The organism is Nocardia sp. NPDC059240, from assembly GCF_042753865.1.
Taxonomy (GTDB): domain Bacteria; phylum Actinomycetota; class Actinomycetes; order Mycobacteriales; family Mycobacteriaceae; genus Nocardia.
In genome coordinates, this window is the sequence record NZ_JBHZAC010000006.1 from 443,950 (window position 1) to 460,539 (window position 16,590).

General features: G+C 67.9%; 20 protein-coding genes. 16 read left to right on the forward strand and 4 right to left on the reverse strand.

The window, feature by feature from the left end:
* Nucleotides 1-28: 28 nt before the first annotated feature.
* Entirely contained in the window at nucleotides 29-1,117 is a 1,089-nt protein-coding gene (locus ACFXHA_RS24050) for an alpha/beta hydrolase (protein ID WP_379360308.1), read from the forward strand.
* 4 nt (nucleotides 1,118-1,121) lie between these two features.
* Here ACFXHA_RS24050 and ACFXHA_RS24055 read toward each other — a convergent pair whose 3' ends face one another.
* A complete protein-coding gene (locus ACFXHA_RS24055) occupies nucleotides 1,122-2,156 on the reverse strand; it encodes an aldo/keto reductase (RefSeq protein WP_379360310.1) in 1,035 nt (344 codons plus the stop codon).
* 82 nt (nucleotides 2,157-2,238) lie between these two features.
* Here ACFXHA_RS24055 and ACFXHA_RS24060 point away from each other — a divergent pair, with 82 nt between their 5' ends.
* Complete coding sequence (locus ACFXHA_RS24060) at nucleotides 2,239-2,874, forward strand: TetR/AcrR family transcriptional regulator (protein ID WP_379360312.1); 636 nt, start codon at nucleotides 2,239-2,241, stop codon at nucleotides 2,872-2,874.
* Nucleotides 2,875-2,929: 55 nt separating this feature from the next.
* On the opposite strand, the gene ACFXHA_RS24065 is transcribed toward ACFXHA_RS24060, so the two are convergent.
* Complete coding sequence (locus ACFXHA_RS24065) at nucleotides 2,930-3,505, reverse strand: TIGR03086 family metal-binding protein (protein WP_379360314.1); 576 nt, start codon at nucleotides 3,503-3,505, stop codon at nucleotides 2,930-2,932.
* Nucleotides 3,506-3,689: 184 nt separating this feature from the next.
* On the opposite strand from ACFXHA_RS24065, the gene ACFXHA_RS24070 reads away from it, so the two are divergent.
* Entirely contained in the window at nucleotides 3,690-3,923 is a 234-nt protein-coding gene (locus ACFXHA_RS24070) for a hypothetical protein (RefSeq protein WP_379360316.1), read from the forward strand.
* Nucleotides 3,924-4,022: 99 nt separating this feature from the next.
* Nucleotides 4,023-4,226, forward strand: a complete 204-nt coding sequence (locus tag ACFXHA_RS24075; protein WP_379360318.1) for a hypothetical protein — start codon at nucleotides 4,023-4,025, stop codon at nucleotides 4,224-4,226.
* On the opposite strand, the gene menD is transcribed toward ACFXHA_RS24075, so the two are convergent.
* Nucleotides 4,223-5,857, reverse strand: a complete 1,635-nt coding sequence (gene menD / locus ACFXHA_RS24080) for a 2-succinyl-5-enolpyruvyl-6-hydroxy-3-cyclohexene-1-carboxylic-acid synthase (protein WP_379360320.1) — start codon at nucleotides 5,855-5,857, stop codon at nucleotides 4,223-4,225. The two genes, ACFXHA_RS24075 and menD, sit on opposite strands and share 4 nt — an antisense overlap.
* 88 nt (nucleotides 5,858-5,945) lie before the next feature.
* On the opposite strand from menD, the gene ACFXHA_RS24085 reads away from it, so the two are divergent.
* Nucleotides 5,946-6,773 (forward strand): siderophore-interacting protein, encoded by an 828-nt coding sequence (locus tag ACFXHA_RS24085; protein WP_379360322.1) that lies wholly within the window; start codon nucleotides 5,946-5,948, stop codon nucleotides 6,771-6,773.
* 142 nt (nucleotides 6,774-6,915) lie between these two features.
* On the opposite strand, the gene ACFXHA_RS24090 is transcribed toward ACFXHA_RS24085, so the two are convergent.
* Nucleotides 6,916-7,362: a DUF6918 family protein gene (locus ACFXHA_RS24090; protein WP_379360324.1), complete on the reverse strand. Its 447-nt coding sequence runs from the start codon at nucleotides 7,360-7,362 to the stop codon at nucleotides 6,916-6,918.
* A 351-nt stretch (nucleotides 7,363-7,713) separates the two neighbouring features.
* Between ACFXHA_RS24090 and ACFXHA_RS24095 the strand changes: the two genes are divergently transcribed.
* The 11 genes from ACFXHA_RS24095 (at nucleotide 7,714) to ACFXHA_RS24145 (ending at nucleotide 16,585) form a co-directional block, all read left to right on the forward strand.
* Complete coding sequence (locus tag ACFXHA_RS24095) at nucleotides 7,714-8,607, forward strand: 1,4-dihydroxy-2-naphthoyl-CoA synthase (RefSeq protein ID WP_379360326.1); 894 nt, start codon at nucleotides 7,714-7,716, stop codon at nucleotides 8,605-8,607.
* A gap of 81 nt (nucleotides 8,608-8,688) precedes the next feature.
* Nucleotides 8,689-9,078, forward strand: coding sequence for a VOC family protein (locus ACFXHA_RS24100; protein ID WP_379360328.1), 390 nt, complete (start codon nucleotides 8,689-8,691; stop codon nucleotides 9,076-9,078).
* Nucleotides 9,079-9,198: 120 nt separating this feature from the next.
* Nucleotides 9,199-10,428 carry an anion permease gene (locus tag ACFXHA_RS24105; protein WP_379360329.1) on the forward strand — a complete coding sequence of 410 codons (1,230 nt, stop codon included), beginning with the start codon at nucleotides 9,199-9,201 and terminating at the stop codon, nucleotides 10,426-10,428.
* 9 nt (nucleotides 10,429-10,437) lie between these two features.
* The gene (locus ACFXHA_RS24110) at nucleotides 10,438-10,707 is read left to right on the forward strand and encodes a hypothetical protein (RefSeq protein ID WP_379360331.1); all 270 of its coding nucleotides are present in this window, start codon (nucleotides 10,438-10,440) and stop codon (nucleotides 10,705-10,707) included.
* Nucleotides 10,708-10,732: 25 nt separating this feature from the next.
* On the forward strand, nucleotides 10,733-11,077 hold the full coding sequence (locus tag ACFXHA_RS24115) for a DUF3349 domain-containing protein (protein ID WP_379360332.1): 345 nt from the start codon (nucleotides 10,733-10,735) through the stop codon (nucleotides 11,075-11,077).
* 109 nt (nucleotides 11,078-11,186) lie between these two features.
* A complete protein-coding gene (gene menE, locus ACFXHA_RS24120; RefSeq protein ID WP_379360701.1) occupies nucleotides 11,187-12,323 on the forward strand; it encodes an o-succinylbenzoate--CoA ligase in 1,137 nt (378 codons plus the stop codon).
* A gap of 285 nt (nucleotides 12,324-12,608) precedes the next feature.
* Nucleotides 12,609-13,616 (forward strand): ATP-binding cassette domain-containing protein, encoded by a 1,008-nt coding sequence (locus tag ACFXHA_RS24125; protein WP_379360334.1) that lies wholly within the window; start codon nucleotides 12,609-12,611, stop codon nucleotides 13,614-13,616.
* Nucleotides 13,613-14,452: an ABC transporter permease gene (locus ACFXHA_RS24130; protein WP_379360336.1), complete on the forward strand. Its 840-nt coding sequence runs from the start codon at nucleotides 13,613-13,615 to the stop codon at nucleotides 14,450-14,452. Before ACFXHA_RS24125 ends, ACFXHA_RS24130 begins: the two co-directional genes overlap by 4 nt.
* Before the next feature lie 161 nt (nucleotides 14,453-14,613).
* Nucleotides 14,614-14,955: a hypothetical protein gene (locus ACFXHA_RS24135; RefSeq protein ID WP_379360338.1), complete on the forward strand. Its 342-nt coding sequence runs from the start codon at nucleotides 14,614-14,616 to the stop codon at nucleotides 14,953-14,955.
* Nucleotides 14,956-15,017: 62 nt separating this feature from the next.
* Nucleotides 15,018-15,752, forward strand: a complete 735-nt coding sequence (locus ACFXHA_RS24140) for a DsbA family protein (RefSeq protein ID WP_379360340.1) — start codon at nucleotides 15,018-15,020, stop codon at nucleotides 15,750-15,752.
* Entirely contained in the window at nucleotides 15,749-16,585 is an 837-nt protein-coding gene (locus ACFXHA_RS24145) for a cytochrome c biogenesis CcdA family protein (protein ID WP_379360342.1), read from the forward strand. Before ACFXHA_RS24140 ends, ACFXHA_RS24145 begins: the two co-directional genes overlap by 4 nt.
* The last annotated feature ends 5 nt before the right edge of the window (nucleotides 16,586-16,590 follow it).

Consider the following 16,590-nt stretch of genomic DNA (forward strand, 5'->3'; position numbering starts at 1 on the left):
ATATCTGAAATCATGATATTTAAGACCAATGTCGGTCCGGATCAGTCGAATCACCACACGGTTGGCGGTCGCAGCCCTCACCGCCGCCGCGGCGCTGAGCATGGGCGGTATCCCCGCCGGGGCCGATGACGGCGTACCCGCCGTCCCGCCCGCCCCGGCGACCCTGCCCGGTGTCAGCCTGCCGGACCTGAAAACCGATGATGGCTCCTACATCAAGAACGTAGCGGCCAAGGACGAGCACACCGTCACCTTCACCATCTACTCCGCCGCCATGAACCAGGTCTTCCCGGTCGACGTGCTGCGCCCCCAGGACACCTCGCAACCCCGCCCCACCCTCTACCTGCTCAATGGCGCGGGCGGCGGCGTGGACCAGGCCACCTGGCAATTGCGCACCGACGCACTGGATTTCCTGGCCGACAAGAACGTGAACGTGGTGCAGCCCATCGGCGGCGCGTTCACCTGGTACACCGACTGGATCAATCCGGACCCCGCGCTCGGGGTGAACAAGTGGTCCACCTACCTCGGCAAGGAACTGCCGCCGCTGATGAATGCCGCGCTGGAGAGCAACGGCGTCAATGCCATCGCCGGAATCTCCATGGCCGGTCTGCCCGTGCTGAATTCGGTCATCTTCAATCCGGGCCTGTTCCGCAGCGCGGCCGTCTACAGCGGGTTCTTCCAGACCACCTCGACACTGGGGCGCGAATCCATCCGCATGGTCACCGAGCTCTACGGCGGCGGCAAGGTGGAGAACATGTGGGGCCCCGACAACGACCCGCTGTGGGCCGCCAACGACCCCACCCTGAATGCCGAGAAACTGCGCGGCACCAACCTTTTCATCTCCACCGGCAATGGCATTCCCGGCGCGTTCGACGTGCCGGGAGCGCGCGGGCGCATGGAAAAGAATCCGGCAGACACCACCAAGACGGTGGCCCTGGGCTCGTTCATCGAAGCGAACGTGGAACTGTCCACCTCGATCCTGCAGACCCGTCTGCAATCGCTGAACATTCCGGCGACCTTCGAATTCCGGACCACCGGAACCCATATCTGGGGTTACTGGCAGGACGATTTGAAGGCGTCGTGGCCGGTGCTCGCCCAAGGCCTCTACTCGAACCCGTGAACCCTTAGACGGCAGGCGGATTGAGCCGGGCGAAGTCCGCGAGCCGGTAGTACGGGTAGTAGGGATACGGCGGCGTGACCGCGCTCGCCTTGTCCAGGCGGGCTTGCTGTTCGGCATCGAGACTCCAGCCGACCGCGCCCAGGTTCTGCCGCAACTGTTCCTCATTGCGCGCGCCCACGATGACGGTCGCCACGGTCGGCCGCTGGAGCAGCCAGTTCAAGGCGATCTGCGGGACGGTCCGGCCGGTTTCCGCGGCGATCTCGTCCAGCACGTCGACGATGTCGTAGAGCTTCTCGTCATCGACCGGCGGCCCGGCCTCGGCCGTGGTGTGCAGGCGGCTGCCCGCCGGAAGTGGTTGGCCGCGGCGGATCTTCCCGGTCAGCCGGCCCCAGCCGAGCGGGCTCCAGACCACGGCACCGACACCCTGATCCAGGCCCAGCGGCATGAGCTCCCATTCGTAATCGCGGCCGGCCAGCGAGTAGTAGACCTGGTGCGCGACATAGCGCGGGAACCCGTACTTGTCGGCTGCGGCAAGGGATTTCATGAGCTGCCAGCCCGCGAAGTTGGAAGCGCCGACATAGCGGATCTTGCCCGAACGCACCAGCTGATCCAGCGCCGAGAGCACCTCCTCGACCGGTGTGCCGGCATCGAAGGCGTGCAATTGGAACAGGTCGATGTGATCGGTGCCCAGCCGGCGTAGCGAGCCCTCGACCGCCGAAACCAGCCGGGCGCGACCGGATCCCGCGTCGGCCGGGCCGGGGCCGGTCGGCAGACCCGCCTTGGTCGAGAGCAGCAGTTGATCGCGGCGGCCCCGAATCGCCTCCCCCAGCACCTCTTCCGAGGCGCCGTCGGAGTAGACGTCGGCGGTGTCGAACATGGTGACGCCCGCGTCCAGGCTGATATCCACCAGCCGGCGCGCCTGCTGGGCGTCGGTGTCACCCCAGGCGGAGAAGAGTTCGCCCCGTCCGCCGAAGGTGCCCGCACCGAAACTCAAGGCCGGAACCAGCAGACCCGATGCGCCGAGCCGACGGTATTCCATGATGACTCCTAACGGTACTGCAGTTTCATTAACAACCTGGACGCTACACTCATCTCGCCGCAAATGAAACCGGAGACCCGTTATGAGCCTCGACGAGGACATCACCCCAGGCTCGATCCGCCCGGGCGGTCGCACCGCCCGCGTTCGAGACGCCGTGCTGCGCGCCGCCGGGGACCTGCTGGCCGAACACGGCTTCGCCACCCTCGACCTGGGCGAGGTGGCAGCCCGCGCCGAAGTCGGCAAGACCACCGTCTACCGCCGCTGGCGCACCCCCGCCGGACTGGTCGCCGACCTACTGGCCGACATGGCCGAAACCTCACTCCCCCACAGCGATACCGGCACCCTGCGCGGTGACCTGCTCGAAAACGCCCGCCTGGTCGGCAAGACCCTCACCGACCCCCGCCAGGGCCGCCTCTTCCGCGCCGTCATCGCCGCCGCCACCAGCGACGACACCGCCGCCACCGCCCTGCACACCTTCTACGACACCCGCCTGCGCGAATGGACCCCCTGCATCGAAGCGGCCATCACCCGCGGCGAGATCCCCGCCGAAACCGACCCGCGCGCAGTCCTTTCCGCCGTCTCCGCCCCGCTCTACTACCGCCTGCTGGCCAGCGGCGACCCGGTCGACGAGGCAGCGATGACCGCCGCCGCGGAGGCCGCGGCGCTCGCCGCCCGGAACGGCGTATTCACCTTCGCCGCAAAGAAATCCACGGATTGAACAAAACGCCCCGCGGGCGCGACCCCTCGCCGCGCCTGCGGGCCGGGGTTTCCGGTCAGTCCGCCGCCCAGGACGGGTCGCGGCCGGTCAGGCCGATCACGCGATCGAGCAGGGGTGCTTCGGCCGGGATCTCGATGACCGGGCCGAAGAGGCCGGGGATGCCTTCACGTGGGGTGTCGCGCAGGAAGCCGTGCAGGACAGCCAGATCCGATTCGGCGGGAGTGTAGGGCGCGCCGATGGCTCGGGCCAGGTCCCAGCCGTGCACCACCAGTTCGTCTAGGGCGAAGATCGCCATTTGCGGTGCCGGCGAAACCACGCCGCCGACCTCGGTGTCGCCTGCCCAGGCGGCGGGCTCACGCCAGGCGGCGACCAGCGCCTTCAGTTGCGCGGGAATCCGATCCCGCCAGTCCCCGGCCAGTTGCGCCCCGGGCCCGGGCGGCTGCGAGCGGCCGAGCATCTCCTTGGTCGCGCCCTGCCGGAAGGCCTCGGTGAAGCCCTGGGTGTGGGCGAGCATCTCGCGCACGGTGATGCCGGACGGCGTGCGCCGGTCGAAATCGGTGTCGGCGACGGCGGCGACGACCGCCTCCACCGCGGTGGCGGCGGCTTCCAGATCGAAGGCCGGTGTGGTCATGGGTCCTCCCGGAGCAGTGCGAACGACATGCCGAACCACCGGTGCGGCCCGGTCACCGGTTAGGACGAAGCGGGGCACAGAAATTCATCGCGGGCGCTCGAGATGTGCTTGCAACCTCGCGTCGCAACCCGTTCGTTAGCTGCGATCAGCGGCGAAATCCCCTGGTGGGGAGGAGAATTGATAGATGAAGGGTGATCGTGTGGAGATCGTCGTCGATACCGGCGACGGGTCTCGGAATTACGAAATTATCGCGACCAGAGCCGGGCGGCGGATCGAGACCCGCATCGCGCGCGGCATTGTGGAAGTCAGCGAGGTGACCCGGACCGGGAGTTCGGTACGCACCGCTCGCTTCATGGCGGGCCGGGTGCTGGCGCTCGTCGAGCATCCGGCCGACGACGGTCCGCTGCCCGGCGAGTGAGGAACGGCGGTTGCCGAGCGCCCCGATAGGGCGCATTCTCGACAGTGCCCGACTGCATCCGAGTGCCCGACTGCACCGCCCGGCAGACAGGAGCAACCCATGATCGATCGCATCGACGCCGTACCCGAGGCCGATTACGCCGAGCAGAGCATGCCCGCGTACCCGGCGGAAGCGGCAGAGCTCGAAACCCCTGATTCCGAGATCAATCCGCTCCCGGCCGACGACAACGGCTGGACCGCCTCCGAAGGCGATCTGGTGGAGCAGTCCATCGTCGTCCCCATGGACGACGACTACCCGATCTAACTCGACACGCCTGCCCGCACGGTGGCGTGCAACTCGCGCAGGCTCGAGCGTTCGGTCGCGACCTCGAGCACGCGCATGCCGTGGGCGTTTCCGGTGAGCTCGACGGCCAGTTCCGACGGGTCGACCTGCCGGTGCGGAATCCGGTAGGCGGCACACAACGCGGCCAGGTCCATGCCGTGCGGGGTCCCGAAGACCCGCTCGAACACGCCCGCGTATTGCGGATCGCCCTGTTCGAGCAGTTCGAAGATGCCGCCGCCGTCGTCATTGGCGACCACGATGGTGAGGTCCTCCGGCCGCGGTTCGCCCGGGCCGATGAGCAGCCCGGACGCGTCGTGCAGGAAGGTCAGATCACCCATCAGGGCCAGCGTGCGACCCGAATGGGTGAGGGCCGCACCGACTGCCGCGGAGACCGTGCCGTCGATGCCCGCGACGCCACGGTTCGAGAGCACCCGGACGCCGGGTCGCGGCCGCGCGACCAGCGCCGCGTCGCGCACCGGATTGGATGCGCCGAGCAGCAGTTGATCGCCCTCACGCAGGGCGTTCATGACCACCGCCGCCACATGCAAACCGGTCGGCTTCGGATGTCCGGCCAGCTCGGCCCGCACCACCGACACCGCCTTCTCGTTCAGCTCCCGGCACTGCTCGAGCCACTCCGGCCGGGGCGTGCCGTGGGTGACCGCGCGGGTACCCGTGCCGACCACATTGCCGGAGACATCGGGCCAGCGCGGACCGGTGGTCAGCGCGTACACGGTGACCTCCGGATCGGCCAGCACCTTCGACACCTGCCGGTGCAGGGTGGGCCGCCCGGTGATGATGGCCTGCTTGGGCTTCAGCAGCGACAACGCCAGCGGATGCAGCGCGGGCCCGTGCATGGGCGCGGTCGGCTCGGCGACCGTGGGCAGGGCCGCGAGCTCGGGACGGTGGCCCGCGCCGTGCCCGGAGATGACCACCGTGTCCGGGGTCAGATCGATATCGAGCGGCACATCGAGGGTGGCGTATTGCGTTGCCGTCCAAGGCCGGTCATCGGCCCGCCCGGCGGGAATCGCGGCACCGGCGGCCAGGTCCGGGACCAGCGGTTCGCGCAGCGGGATGTCGAAGTGCACGGGTCCGGCATTGCCGGAACGGGTGCCGCGGGCGGCGGCCAGCACGCGGCACACGGCCGAACGCCACACGCTGTTCTGCGACGGGTAGAGATCCTCGCCGGTTTCGACCTCGGCGAGCCCGAGGCTGATGGCCGCACGCACCTGGCTACCGAAGAGCCCGAACTGTTCGACTGTCTGGTTCGCGCCGGTGCCGAGCATCTCGTACGGCCGGTTGGCACTCAGCACGATCAGCGGAATGCGTGCGTAGTTGGCCTCGAGCACGGCCGGGCCGAGATTCGCCACGGCGGTACCGGAGGTCATCACCACGGGCACCGGCCGCCCGGCGGCCGCGGCCAGACCGATCGCCAGGAATCCGGCGCTGCGCTCGTCGATACGCATGTGCAGCCGGATGCGTCCGGCCTGGTCTGCGGCCTGTAATGCGAAGGCCAGCGGTGCGTTTCGCGATCCGGGGCACAGGACGACGTCCCGCACTCCGCCGCGGGCGAGCTCGTCGACGACGACGTGCGCCTGTGCAGTCGAAGGATTCACGCCCCAAGCCTCCCAGACAGCGATCATTCGCGCTGCGTCGCCCCGCTCACACCTACTGTGACAAGTTAGGCTTTGCTAACCTAAGCCAATGGCGAAGCGCAGCAAATATGTCAAGCCCGAGCACCGCGAGATACTCACCGCGGAAGTCCTGGCCAGCAAACGGATCAGCCCCAATTTCGTCCGCGTCACCCTCGGCGGGCCCGGACTGGCCGGATTCACCGCCATGGGATTCGACCAGTGGTTCCGGCTGTTCATGCCCGGCCGCGACGGCAGCCTGAAACTGCCCACCTCCGCCAGCAACCTCGGCTGGTACGCGCAGTACCTGATGATGGGCAAGGAGCATCGGCCGCTGGCGCGCAACTACACCGTGCGCGACTACCGGGCCGCCGGTTTCGGGGAGTTCGGCAGCACGGCGGAGATCGACATCGACTTCGTTTCGCACGGCGACGACAGCCCAGCCTCGGCGTGGGCGAACAACGCCACCCCCGGCAGCAAGGTCGGCCTGCTGGACGAGGGCATCACGTATCAGGCTCCCGACCACAGTGATTGGACCCTGCTGGTCGGCGACGAGAGCGCGCTGCCCGCCATCGGCGGCGTACTGCGGTCACTGCCGCGCGGCACGAAGGGCGCGGCGTACATCGAGATTCCGCATGCCGACGACGCCCAGGAACTGGGCGAACCCGCAGGCGTGCAGGTGAACTGGCTGGTCCGCGCGGATGCGCACGGCGAGGTGGGGGCGTTGGCCGCCGAGGCGGTACGGGCGGCGGACCTGCCCGGGCGGGGCGTCTACGCCATGGTCGCGGGCGAGCAGAAGCTGGCCGCGGGAGTGCGCCGGCAGCTGGCGCAGGAGCGCGAGATCCCCAAGGCGGACATCACTTTCACCGGTTACTGGCGAGTCGGTAAGTCCCAGGGCTGAATTCGGGACGTTCCGGAATTCGGGACGCGAGTGCCCGGGAACCACCTCCGCGGGCATTCGCGATCATCACCGAGTCTTACTTTCGGCGACCCTTCAGTGACTGTTCGCGGCCCCTCGCCGGGCCGCGAACCGGTCGGTCTAATTAGCCAGCGTGCTTCTGGACCAGGTCACCCAGGCGCGGAAGAGCCTCGGCGACATGCTTCTTCGCCGACGAGCGCATGGAGTTGTAGACCTTGGTCAGCGCCGGACGCGAGGATGCCTCGGCACGCGCGTCGGTCACCGACAGCAGCGCGTCGGCCACCTCGTCCTGCTTCGAGACGAGCAGATCGGCGAACGACCCCGAGCCACCGTTCTGGTATTCCGCCCAGTACGGCTCCAGCTGCTCGACGAACTTGGGCGCGAACGACTCCAGCGCGTCACCCACGATCGAGGGGCTGACCTTCTTGATCGCGGCGTAGCCGCCCTTGACGACGAGGCCCGACGCGCCGCCCTTGTCCGACACCTCCTCATCAAGAACCTTCACGGCGTCGCCGATGAAGGCCGAACGCTTGGCGTCATCGAGCAGGGATTCAGACAGTGCTGCAACCACTTTCAGGTTCCTCCGGATAGTTTTTCGATGAACGAGCGCACGCAACTATACGCATCGGCTTCCCCGCACACCGACGCCTACGTGCTGTTACTGCCGTAGCAGCAACAGCACTGTAAGCCCTCCGCAATCGATTGGCAGCGTTTCACTTTCGGCAACCATTCGGTCCGCGTTCATTAACGGCGAGTAGCAAGCGACCGATCGCATCTTCCGGCAACCCTGTCCGCTAACAATCAGCGCGCTTGTCCGATGGCCGAATCCCGCCGCCGAGGGTCCGACGTGACGCACAAAACACCGCGCCGAACTGCGGTGGGGCTTCACCACGGCGCAAAGCGGAACAGTATGTTCGAACCCGTGACCTTCAATGCGACGCTGTGGCGGCCCGTTCCGGGATTCGAGAACCTCACCGATATCACGTACCACCGGCACATCGAGCAGGGCACGGTACGGATCGCCTTCGATCGCCCCGAGGTACGCAACGCTTTCCGGCCGCACACCGTCGACGAGCTCTACCGCGCCCTCGACCACGCCCGCATGACCCCCGATGTCGGCGCGGTCCTGCTCACCGGGAACGGACCCAGCCCCAAGGACGGCGGCTGGGCCTTCTGCTCCGGCGGCGACCAGCGCATCCGCGGGCGCAACGGCTACCAGTACGCCTCCGGCGAGACCGCCGACACCGTGGACGTGGCCCGCGCGGGCCGGCTGCACATCCTGGAAGTGCAGCGGCTCATCCGCTTCATGCCCAAGGTGGTCATCGCGCTGGTGAACGGCTGGGCCGCGGGCGGCGGGCACAGCCTGCACGTCACCTGCGACCTCACCCTGGCCTCGCGCGAGCACGCGCGGTTCAAGCAGACCGACGCCGACGTGGGCAGCTTCGACGCCGGCTACGGCAGCGCCTACCTGGCGAAGATGGTGGGACAGAAGTTCGCCCGCGAGATCTTCTTCCTGGGGCGGCCCTACACCGCCGAGGAGATGCATCAGATGGGCGCGGTCAACGCGGTCGTGGATCACGAGCGGCTCGAGGACGTGGCGCTGGAGTGGAGTGCGGAGATTCTCGGCAAGTCGCCGCAGGCCATCCGGATGTTGAAGTACGCCTTCAACCTCCAGGACGACGGACTGGTCGGTCAGCAGCTGTTCGCGGGCGAGGCGACGCGCCTGGCCTACATGACCGACGAGGCGGTCGAGGGACGCGACGCGTTCCTCCAGAAGCGTGAGCCCGACTGGAAACCGTACCCGTACTACTTCTGAGTTTCTGAACTCTCCAGACTCTCAGGGGCTTCGCCCCCGAACCCCCACATACGGCAAACAGCGAGCTGTCATGCTGCATTCATGGAGATACTGAGCAGTCGGGTCATCCTGCGGCCAACTGACCACGAGCGGACGCTGGCGTTCTATCGCGACTCGCTCGGCCTGGCCATTGCCCGCGAGTATCCGGGCGGGACGGTCTTTTTCGCGGGACAGAACCTGATCGAGGTGGCCGGGCACGGGCGTGCGGACGACGCCCCGAGCGGATTCGCCGGGGCCATCTGGTTGCAGGTGCGTGATTGTGACGACACCGCCGCGGAACTCGCGCTGCGCGGCGTGCCGATCGACCGCGCGCCGCAGCGCGAACCGTGGGGGCTCATCGAAATGTGGGTCCTCGACCCCGACGGGGTGCCCCTGGTCTTCGTGGAAATTCCCGCGAATCACCCGATCCGGCGGGACATTCGGGGCGACTGAGTCCGCCCCACCGCGACCGCGCCGAGCGCCCCACCACCTCCTTAGCACGAAGGTAACTGTGAAATGCGTCGGGGGGCACCGGTTAACGGCGGACAAACGGTATAGCGCAGACTGATCGGTGTGTCTGCCGAACTGCTCGTTCTGCTGATCGTTGTTTGCACAGCCTTGGCATTCGACTTCACCAACGGATTCCACGACACCGCGAACGCGATGGCCACTTCCATTGCGACCGGTGCGCTCAAGCCCCGTACCGCCGTACTCCTGTCCGGCGCGCTGAATCTCATCGGCGCGTTCCTCAGCGTCGCCGTCGCCGCGACGGTCGCCAAGGGCATCGTGGACCTCTCGGAGGTGAGCGGGCGGGCGCTGCTCGACATCGTCTTCGCCGGTCTCGTCGGCGGCATTCTGTGGAATCTGTTCACCTGGCTGTTGGGTTTGCCGTCGAGTTCCTCGCACGCGCTCTTCGGCGGCATCATCGGATCCACCATCGCCGCACTGGGCTGGCACGGCGTGATCTGGGCCCGCGGCAGCGACGGTGTGCTCGCCAAGATCATCATTCCGGCCGTGCTCTCCCCGGTCGTGGCCGCGCTGGTGGCCGCCACCGCCTCCTGGGTGGTGTACCGGATCACGCAGCGCAGCAACGAGAAGACGGTGTCGAAAGGCTTCCGCTGGGGGCAGATCGGTACCGCCTCCCTGGTCTCGCTGGCGCACGGCACCAATGACGCGCAGAAGACCATGGGCATCATCTTCCTGGCGCTGATCGCGCACGGTACGGCCAAGCCCACCGATCAGATCCCGCTCTGGGTCATCGTCGCCTGCGCCGTCGCCATGGCGGCGGGCACCTGCGTGGGTGGCTGGCGCATCATCCGCACCCTGGGCAAGGGCCTGGTCGACATCGTGCCGCCGCAGGGCTTCGCCGCCGAATCCACCAGTGCGGCGATCATTCTGACCTCGGCCCACTTCGGCCTGCCCATGTCCACCACCCAGGTGGTCACCGGATCCATCCTCGGTTCGGGCATCGGCCGGCCGGGCGCGGAGGTGCGCTGGGGCGTGCTGGGCCGGATGGCCACCGCCTGGGTGCTGACGCTGCCGCTGGCCGCGATCGTGGGCGGACTGTGCTGGGCGTTGCTGCACGGCATCGGCGGCACCACCGGTGTGCTGGTGGTGTTCGCGCTGCTGATCGTCATGGCCACGCTGATCTGGATGCGGTCCAGGCGCGCGGCGGTGAACTCGCACAACGTCACCGACGACTGGGACGACACGCCCGCCCCGGCCCCCAAGAACAACACCGCGGCCGGCCGCAAGGACGACACTGCGGCTGGCCGCAAGGACGACACCGTCGGAATCGGTTAGGAGGACCGGATGCACAACTTCCTGCACAACCTCACCGATCTGTGGCGAGTGACGCTGGCCGCGTTGATCTTCGGAGCCGGACTGCCCACGGTGTTCGCCGCCGGCATCCGCTTCCGCGCCCAGGTGGACGATGGTGCGACCGGTTCCGCCCGGACCGTGGCGATGGCCGTCTCGATGCTCTGCTTCGGGGTGGTCATGATCGCGGTGGTCCTCGGTGTGCTCTACATCGCCAAGGACTTCCTGGCCACCCGACTCGGAATTCACCTGCTCGGCGCGTGACGCCGCCTCATCGAAAGGCACGCTCGTGAGCACCCCCGAATCGAACCCGGCCCCGAATCCGCCGCCGCGCACCAATGTTCTGCAGAAGGTGCTGGCGTGGTTGAAAGCCGGATACCCGCAGGGTATTCCGCAATCGGACTACGTGGCGCTGCTGGCGGTACTGCATCGGCGGCTCACCGACTACGAGGTTCACCTCGTCGTGGAGGAACTGATCCGCGACCGCGTGGCCGCCTCCGACATCGAGCGCGCCGACATCGAGGCGGCGATTGCCCGAGTTGCCAAGGAGCAGCCCGGCGAGGACGATATCGCTCGGGTGGCCTCCAGGCTCGCAGCCGGTGGATGGCCGCTGGCGACACCGACGTCCGACTGACCGCACGAGACCCTGCAGCATCGACAACCGGGCGCCGACCCCTCCGCGCGCCGCCACCCCACGGAATGACACGATCGCGAACGTGAGCAATACCCTCCGAATTCTTCCCATGCCCACCGGCGCAGCGGTGGGCGAAGTATTGCCGCATCTCCGAGAAGCCTTGGAGGGCAACGGTCCCGCCTGGCTCCCGGTTCCCACCGCCGACCGCCGCGAGGCCCAGCGCCTGAGCGGCAGCCTGCGGCCCGGCGAGGAGATCGACGAGGAGGTGGCCCTGGTGGTCACCACCTCCGGCACCACCGGAAACCCCAAGGGCGCCATGCTCACCGCGGCCAATCTGCGGGCCAGCGGCGATGCCACCCACGACCGGCTGGGCGGGCCCGGCCAGTGGTTGCTGGCGTTGCCGACCCATCACATCGCGGGCATTCAGGTGCTGCTACGCAGCATTCTGGCCGGGACCGAACCGACCATGCTGGACGTCTCCGGCGGCTTCCTCCCCGAGGCGCTGGTCGGCGCGATCGCGAGCATGCGCGGCCCGCGCCGCTACACCTCGCTGGTCCCCACCCAGTTGATCAAAGCGCTCGACGAGCCCGCCGCCACCGCGGCCCTCGCCTCGCTGGACGGCATCCTCGTCGGCGGAGCCGCAACCCCGAAGCCGGTACTCGAACGCGCTCGTGCGGCGGGCCTCACCATCTTCCGCACCTACGGCATGAGCGAAACCTGCGGCGGCTGCGTGTACGAGGGAGTACCGCTGACGGGCACCAAGGTACGCATCGAGGACGGCCGGGTGCTGCTCGGCGGCGACACCGTCGCCAAGGGCTACCGCAATATCCCCGACCACCCCGCCTTCGCCGAACCCGGCTGGTTCCGCACCGAGGACGCGGGCCACTTCGAGGACGGCGTGCTCGCCATCACCGGCCGCCTCGACGAGGCGATCATGACCGGTGGCCTCCTGGTCATCCCCCAGGTGGTCGAGGCCGTCCTCATCACCCACCCGGCCATCTCCGAATGCGTCGTCCTCGGCCTCCCCGACGAACGCCTCGGCCAGCGTGTGGCCACCGCCATCGTCCTGGCCCCGGGCGCGACCGCCCCGGTCCTCGACGAACTCCGCGAACACGTGGTCGCCGAACTCGACGCCATTGCCGCACCCCGCGAACTGGCCGTCCTGGAAGAACTCCCGCTCCGCGGCCCCGGCAAACCAGACCGCGCCAAGCTGCGCGAACTACTGCTGGCTGCCTCCCCGAACTGATCCGGAAGTCGGGCCAGAGCCCTCTGGTCCGGGCGTTCGGGCCTGTCCGGAGGTTCGGGCCTGTCCGGGGGTTCGGGCCTGTCCGGGGGTTCGGGCCTGTCCGGGGGTTCGGGCCTGTCCGGGGGTTCGGGCCTGTCCGGGGGTTCGGGGGCAGCGCCCCCGAGTTGCTCCTGGGGGTTCGGGGGCGAAGCCCCTGAGAGTTACGAGAGTTGTCTCCCCCCTCTTGCGTCGGCCGCGCAATGCCGGTGCAAGGGGGGTGCAAGACCCGCCCCGCATGGTCTAGGCATGACTTCTTACACACCTGCTGAGACTCTCGCCATCGAGGCGGACGGCTTGGTCAAGGTCTTCGGGGAGCAGCGGGCCGTTGACGGCGTGAGTCTCGCGGTGCCGCGGGGTGCCGTCTACGGCGTGCTCGGACCCAACGGGGCCGGCAAGACCACGACCATCCGCATGCTCGCGACCCTGCTGCGCCCCGACGGCGGCAGCGCCCGGATCTTCGGCCGCGATGTATTGACCGAACCGACCGCGGTGCGCTCCCTGATCGGCGTGACCGGCCAGTACGCGTCCGTCGACGAAAAGCTCTCGGCCACCGAGAATCTCGTGATCTTCTCACGACTACTCGGCCTGTCCCGCCGCGATTCGCGGGTCAAGGCCGCCGAACTGCTCGAGGAGTTCGGCCTGACCGAGGCCGCCGACAAGCCCCTGGAGAACTTCTCCGGCGGCATGCGTCGCCGCCTGGATCTGGCCGCCAGCCTGATCTCGCGCCCGCCGCTGCTGTTCCTCGACGAGCCGACTACCGGCCTGGACCCGCGTACCCGCGCCCAGATGTGGGACACCATCCGCCGCCTGGTGCGGGAGGGCTCGACGGTGCTGCTCACCACGCAGTACCTGGACGAGGCCGACCAACTGGCCGACCGGATCGCGGTCATCGACCGCGGCAAGGTGATCGCCGACGGCACCTCCGACGAGCTCAAGTCCTCGGTCGGCCTGTCCGCCCTGCAGCTGACACTGACCGACCGCGACCGCATCGAGGAGGCCCGAATCCTGCTGGGCGAGTTCCTTTCCCACGCGGCCGGGCATCCGGTCGAGGCCACCGTCTCCCCCGAGGCGGGCCGCATCACCGCGCCCCTGCCCGACCCCTCCATCACCACCGACATCCTGATCCGGTTGCGCGAGCACGACATCCGGATCGAAGAAATCAATGTCGCCAAGCCGAGCCTGGACGAAGTGTTCTTCGCACTCACCGGCCACGCCGCCGAGGACGACGACGAGACCGAACGGAGCGCGGCATGACCACGACTCTCACCGCCCCGACCGGGCGGCACGCGGCCGAGGCCGCGCCCATTCCCGAAGTGAGCAACCATATTCCGTTCAAGCAGACCGTGGCGAACTCGTTCACCATGGCCTACCGCGGAATCCTCAAGATCAAGCACAATCCCGAACAGCTCTTCGATGTCACCGTGCAGCCGATCCTGTTCACGGCGCTGTTCGCGGGCATCTTCGGCGGGGCCATCGCGCACAGCGTGTCCGGCTACCTGCCGATCCTGATCCCGGGTCTGCTGGTGCAGACGGTGGTGCTGACCTCCGTGGTCACCGGCACCCAGATGCGCGAGGACATGGACAAGGGCGTCTTCGATCGCTTCAAATCCCTTCCCATCGCCCGTATTTCGGCCCTGGCGGGTGCGCTGCTGGCGGATATGGTGCGCTACGGCCTGGCGACGGTGCTGACCATCGGCATGGGCATGGTCCTCGGCTACCGACCGCACGGCGGGTTCATCGCCGTGGTGGTCGCCGGACTGCTGGTGGTGTTCTGTTCCTTCGCGGTCAGCTGGATCTGGGCGCTGGTCGGCATCACCGGTAAGAGCGCGGCCGCGGTACAGGGCATCTCGATGATGATCATGTTCCCGCTGACCTTCATGTCCGGCGCGTTCGCCCCGGTGTCGACCATGCCGGGCTGGCTGCAGGGCATCGACAAGGTCAACCCGATCTACTACATGGTCAATGCCGCCCGTGAACTGATGAACGACAACATCTACAGCCACAACCTGGTGTATTCGATCATCGGCTCGGTGCTGGTAATCGTGATCTTCGCCCCGCTGGCGGTGAAGGCGTACATGCGGCGCGCTTGACGCGCTGTTACTCGCCCCGCGGTTGGAACGCCCGTCCATCGAGAAATTCGATGGACGGGCGTTCTGTTATGGTCGGTCCGGTGCATCCGTCCCCCGCCTCCACAGACCGAATCTCCATTCGGTCGAATTGGTGTGCGTGGTTGACGGGTGTCGTGATTGTCATGGGCCTCATTGCCGCGGTCGCGGGATGGGGCTCGTCACAGCGCGATTCGCTGGTGGTGGGCGGGCCGGTGGTCGCTGCCACACAGTCGCAGGTCACGCAGGATTCCGGGCATCCGGCGGTCGATCCGGCCCCGGTCTGCCGCAAGCAGGAGCAGCCGGCCTCCGATCCCACCGGCACGCTGGTGTCACCGCCGCGGGTCCTGGGCGATCAACTCGCCGCGGCCTGTGCGGTCTTGCAGCCGGAATTCCATCATTCGCAACTGTTTTCACTCGGAAAGCAACCGCGCGCGCCCACTCTTCCGGTGGCGGCTCCGCATCTGACGACCGTCCTGATCATTTAGAGCTTGCTCGATGATCCAGCACCTTTTCGTCATTCTCGATGCAGCCGTTGAGGAGTACACGCATGTCCCGAAAACTGAAGAATTCCAAGGCCAGAAAGTCGTTGGCCGGGCTCGCCGCGGTGGCGGCCGTCTGCCTGCTCGCCATTGCCGCCTTCCAAATGCTGGGCGACGACAAGAAATCCGATAAACCGGCCGCGGCGGCCGAGGTGAATCCCGCGTATGCGCAGCTGGCGAAGATGGCCCGCCGCGACGCCCACGATCCGTTGGCCATGGGCCGCGCCGACGCCCCGGTCGTGATGGTCGAATACTCCGACTTCCAGTGCCCGTACTGCAAGGTGTTCGCCACCAAGATCGAGCCACAGCTCATCGCCGACTATGTCGACAAGGGCGTCCTGCGCATCGAATGGCGCAGCATGGCCATCTTCGGCGCGGAGTCCGAGGACGCCTCGCGCGCGGCCTGGGCGGCCGGGCAGCAGGGCAAGTTCTGGGAGTACCACCGGGCGCTGTTCGATCACGCGCCCGCGAAGAAGAACACCGGCGCTTTCACCCGCGACAAGCTCACCGAATTGGCCACCACCGCAGGCGTTCCCGATCTCGACAAGTTCCGCGCCGACCTGGACTCCCCCGCCGCCACCGCGGCCGTGCAGGCGGATGTGAACGAGGGCATCAATATCGGCGTGAACTCGACCCCCGCGTTCCTGATCAATGGCCGCCCGATCCTGGGCGCGCAGCCGATCGAGCAGTTCCGCGCCACCGTCGACGCCGCCGCCAAGGCCGCGGGTGAGGCCACGGAATGACCGGCGGCATCGGCTTCTTCGCCGCTTTCCTGGGCGGCCTGCTGGCATTGCTGAGTCCGTGCAGCGCCCTGCTGCTGCCGAGCTTCTTCGCCTACTCCTTCGAGAACCAGGGCAAGCTGCTGGCCCGCACCGGCGTCTTCTACCTGGGCCTGTGCACCACATTGGTGCCGCTCGGCGCGGCGGGCTCGATGGCCGGGCGGCTGCTGGTCGGCCATCGTGAACTGCTGATCGCCATCGGCGGCTGGACCATCATCGTGCTCGGTGCGGTCCAGATCCTGGGCCGCGGTTTCGCTTTCGGCTTCGCCCAGCGCGCCGCCGCCAAACAGGGCCGACCCGAGCAGACCGGCGCGGTGTACCTGCTGGGCCTGGTCTACGGCCTGGCGGGCTTCTGCGCGGGCCCGATCCTGGGCTCGATCCTCGCGGTGGCCGCTCTCGGCGGCTCCCCGATCCACGGCGGCCTGCTGCTGGCGGTCTACGCCCTGGGCCTGGCCGCCCCGCTGTTCGTGCTGGCCTCCCTGTGGGACCGCTTCGAACTGGGCAAACGAAAGTGGCTGCGCGGCCGCACCTTCCAGCTCGGCCGCCTCGAACTGCACACCACCTCGGTGCTCTCGGGCCTGTTCTTCATCGCCCTCGGCGCCCTGTTCCTGGCCTTCGACGGCACCGCCGCGCTGCCCGGAATCCTCAGCGCCGACACCGAATTCGAGTTGGAGAACCGGGTCAAACAGCTCGGCGATCTGGTCTCCAACAGCACGGTGCTGTTGGTGCTCGCGGCGGGCGTCCTCGGCCTCACGGCGTGGCGGTTGCGCAGTGGCGAGAAAACCGAAAGCCGTTGAGGCAC

What these genes read in the sequence shown, in the direction of transcription:
- ACFXHA_RS24050 (WP_379360308.1), top strand. Translation starts at nt 29, where the DNA reads ATGTCGGTCCGGATCAGTCGAATCACCACACGGTTGGCGGTCGCAGCC.
- ACFXHA_RS24055 (WP_379360310.1), bottom strand. Translation starts at nt 2,156, where the DNA reads ATGGAATACCGTCGGCTCGGCGCATCGGGTCTGCTGGTTCCGGCCTTG.
- ACFXHA_RS24060 (WP_379360312.1), top strand. Translation starts at nt 2,239, where the DNA reads ATGAGCCTCGACGAGGACATCACCCCAGGCTCGATCCGCCCGGGCGGT.
- ACFXHA_RS24065 (WP_379360314.1), bottom strand. Translation starts at nt 3,505, where the DNA reads ATGACCACACCGGCCTTCGATCTGGAAGCCGCCGCCACCGCGGTGGAG.
- ACFXHA_RS24070 (WP_379360316.1), top strand. Translation starts at nt 3,690, where the DNA reads ATGAAGGGTGATCGTGTGGAGATCGTCGTCGATACCGGCGACGGGTCT.
- ACFXHA_RS24075 (WP_379360318.1), top strand. Translation starts at nt 4,023, where the DNA reads ATGATCGATCGCATCGACGCCGTACCCGAGGCCGATTACGCCGAGCAG.
- ACFXHA_RS24085 (WP_379360322.1), top strand. Translation starts at nt 5,946, where the DNA reads ATGGCGAAGCGCAGCAAATATGTCAAGCCCGAGCACCGCGAGATACTC.
- ACFXHA_RS24100 (WP_379360328.1), top strand. Translation starts at nt 8,689, where the DNA reads ATGGAGATACTGAGCAGTCGGGTCATCCTGCGGCCAACTGACCACGAG.
- ACFXHA_RS24110 (WP_379360331.1), top strand. Translation starts at nt 10,438, where the DNA reads ATGCACAACTTCCTGCACAACCTCACCGATCTGTGGCGAGTGACGCTG.
- menE (WP_379360701.1), top strand. Translation starts at nt 11,187, where the DNA reads ATGCCCACCGGCGCAGCGGTGGGCGAAGTATTGCCGCATCTCCGAGAA.
- ACFXHA_RS24125 (WP_379360334.1), top strand. Translation starts at nt 12,609, where the DNA reads ATGACTTCTTACACACCTGCTGAGACTCTCGCCATCGAGGCGGACGGC.
- ACFXHA_RS24130 (WP_379360336.1), top strand. Translation starts at nt 13,613, where the DNA reads ATGACCACGACTCTCACCGCCCCGACCGGGCGGCACGCGGCCGAGGCC.
- ACFXHA_RS24135 (WP_379360338.1), top strand. Translation starts at nt 14,614, where the DNA reads ATGGGCCTCATTGCCGCGGTCGCGGGATGGGGCTCGTCACAGCGCGAT.
- ACFXHA_RS24140 (WP_379360340.1), top strand. Translation starts at nt 15,018, where the DNA reads ATGTCCCGAAAACTGAAGAATTCCAAGGCCAGAAAGTCGTTGGCCGGG.
- ACFXHA_RS24145 (WP_379360342.1), top strand. Translation starts at nt 15,749, where the DNA reads ATGACCGGCGGCATCGGCTTCTTCGCCGCTTTCCTGGGCGGCCTGCTG.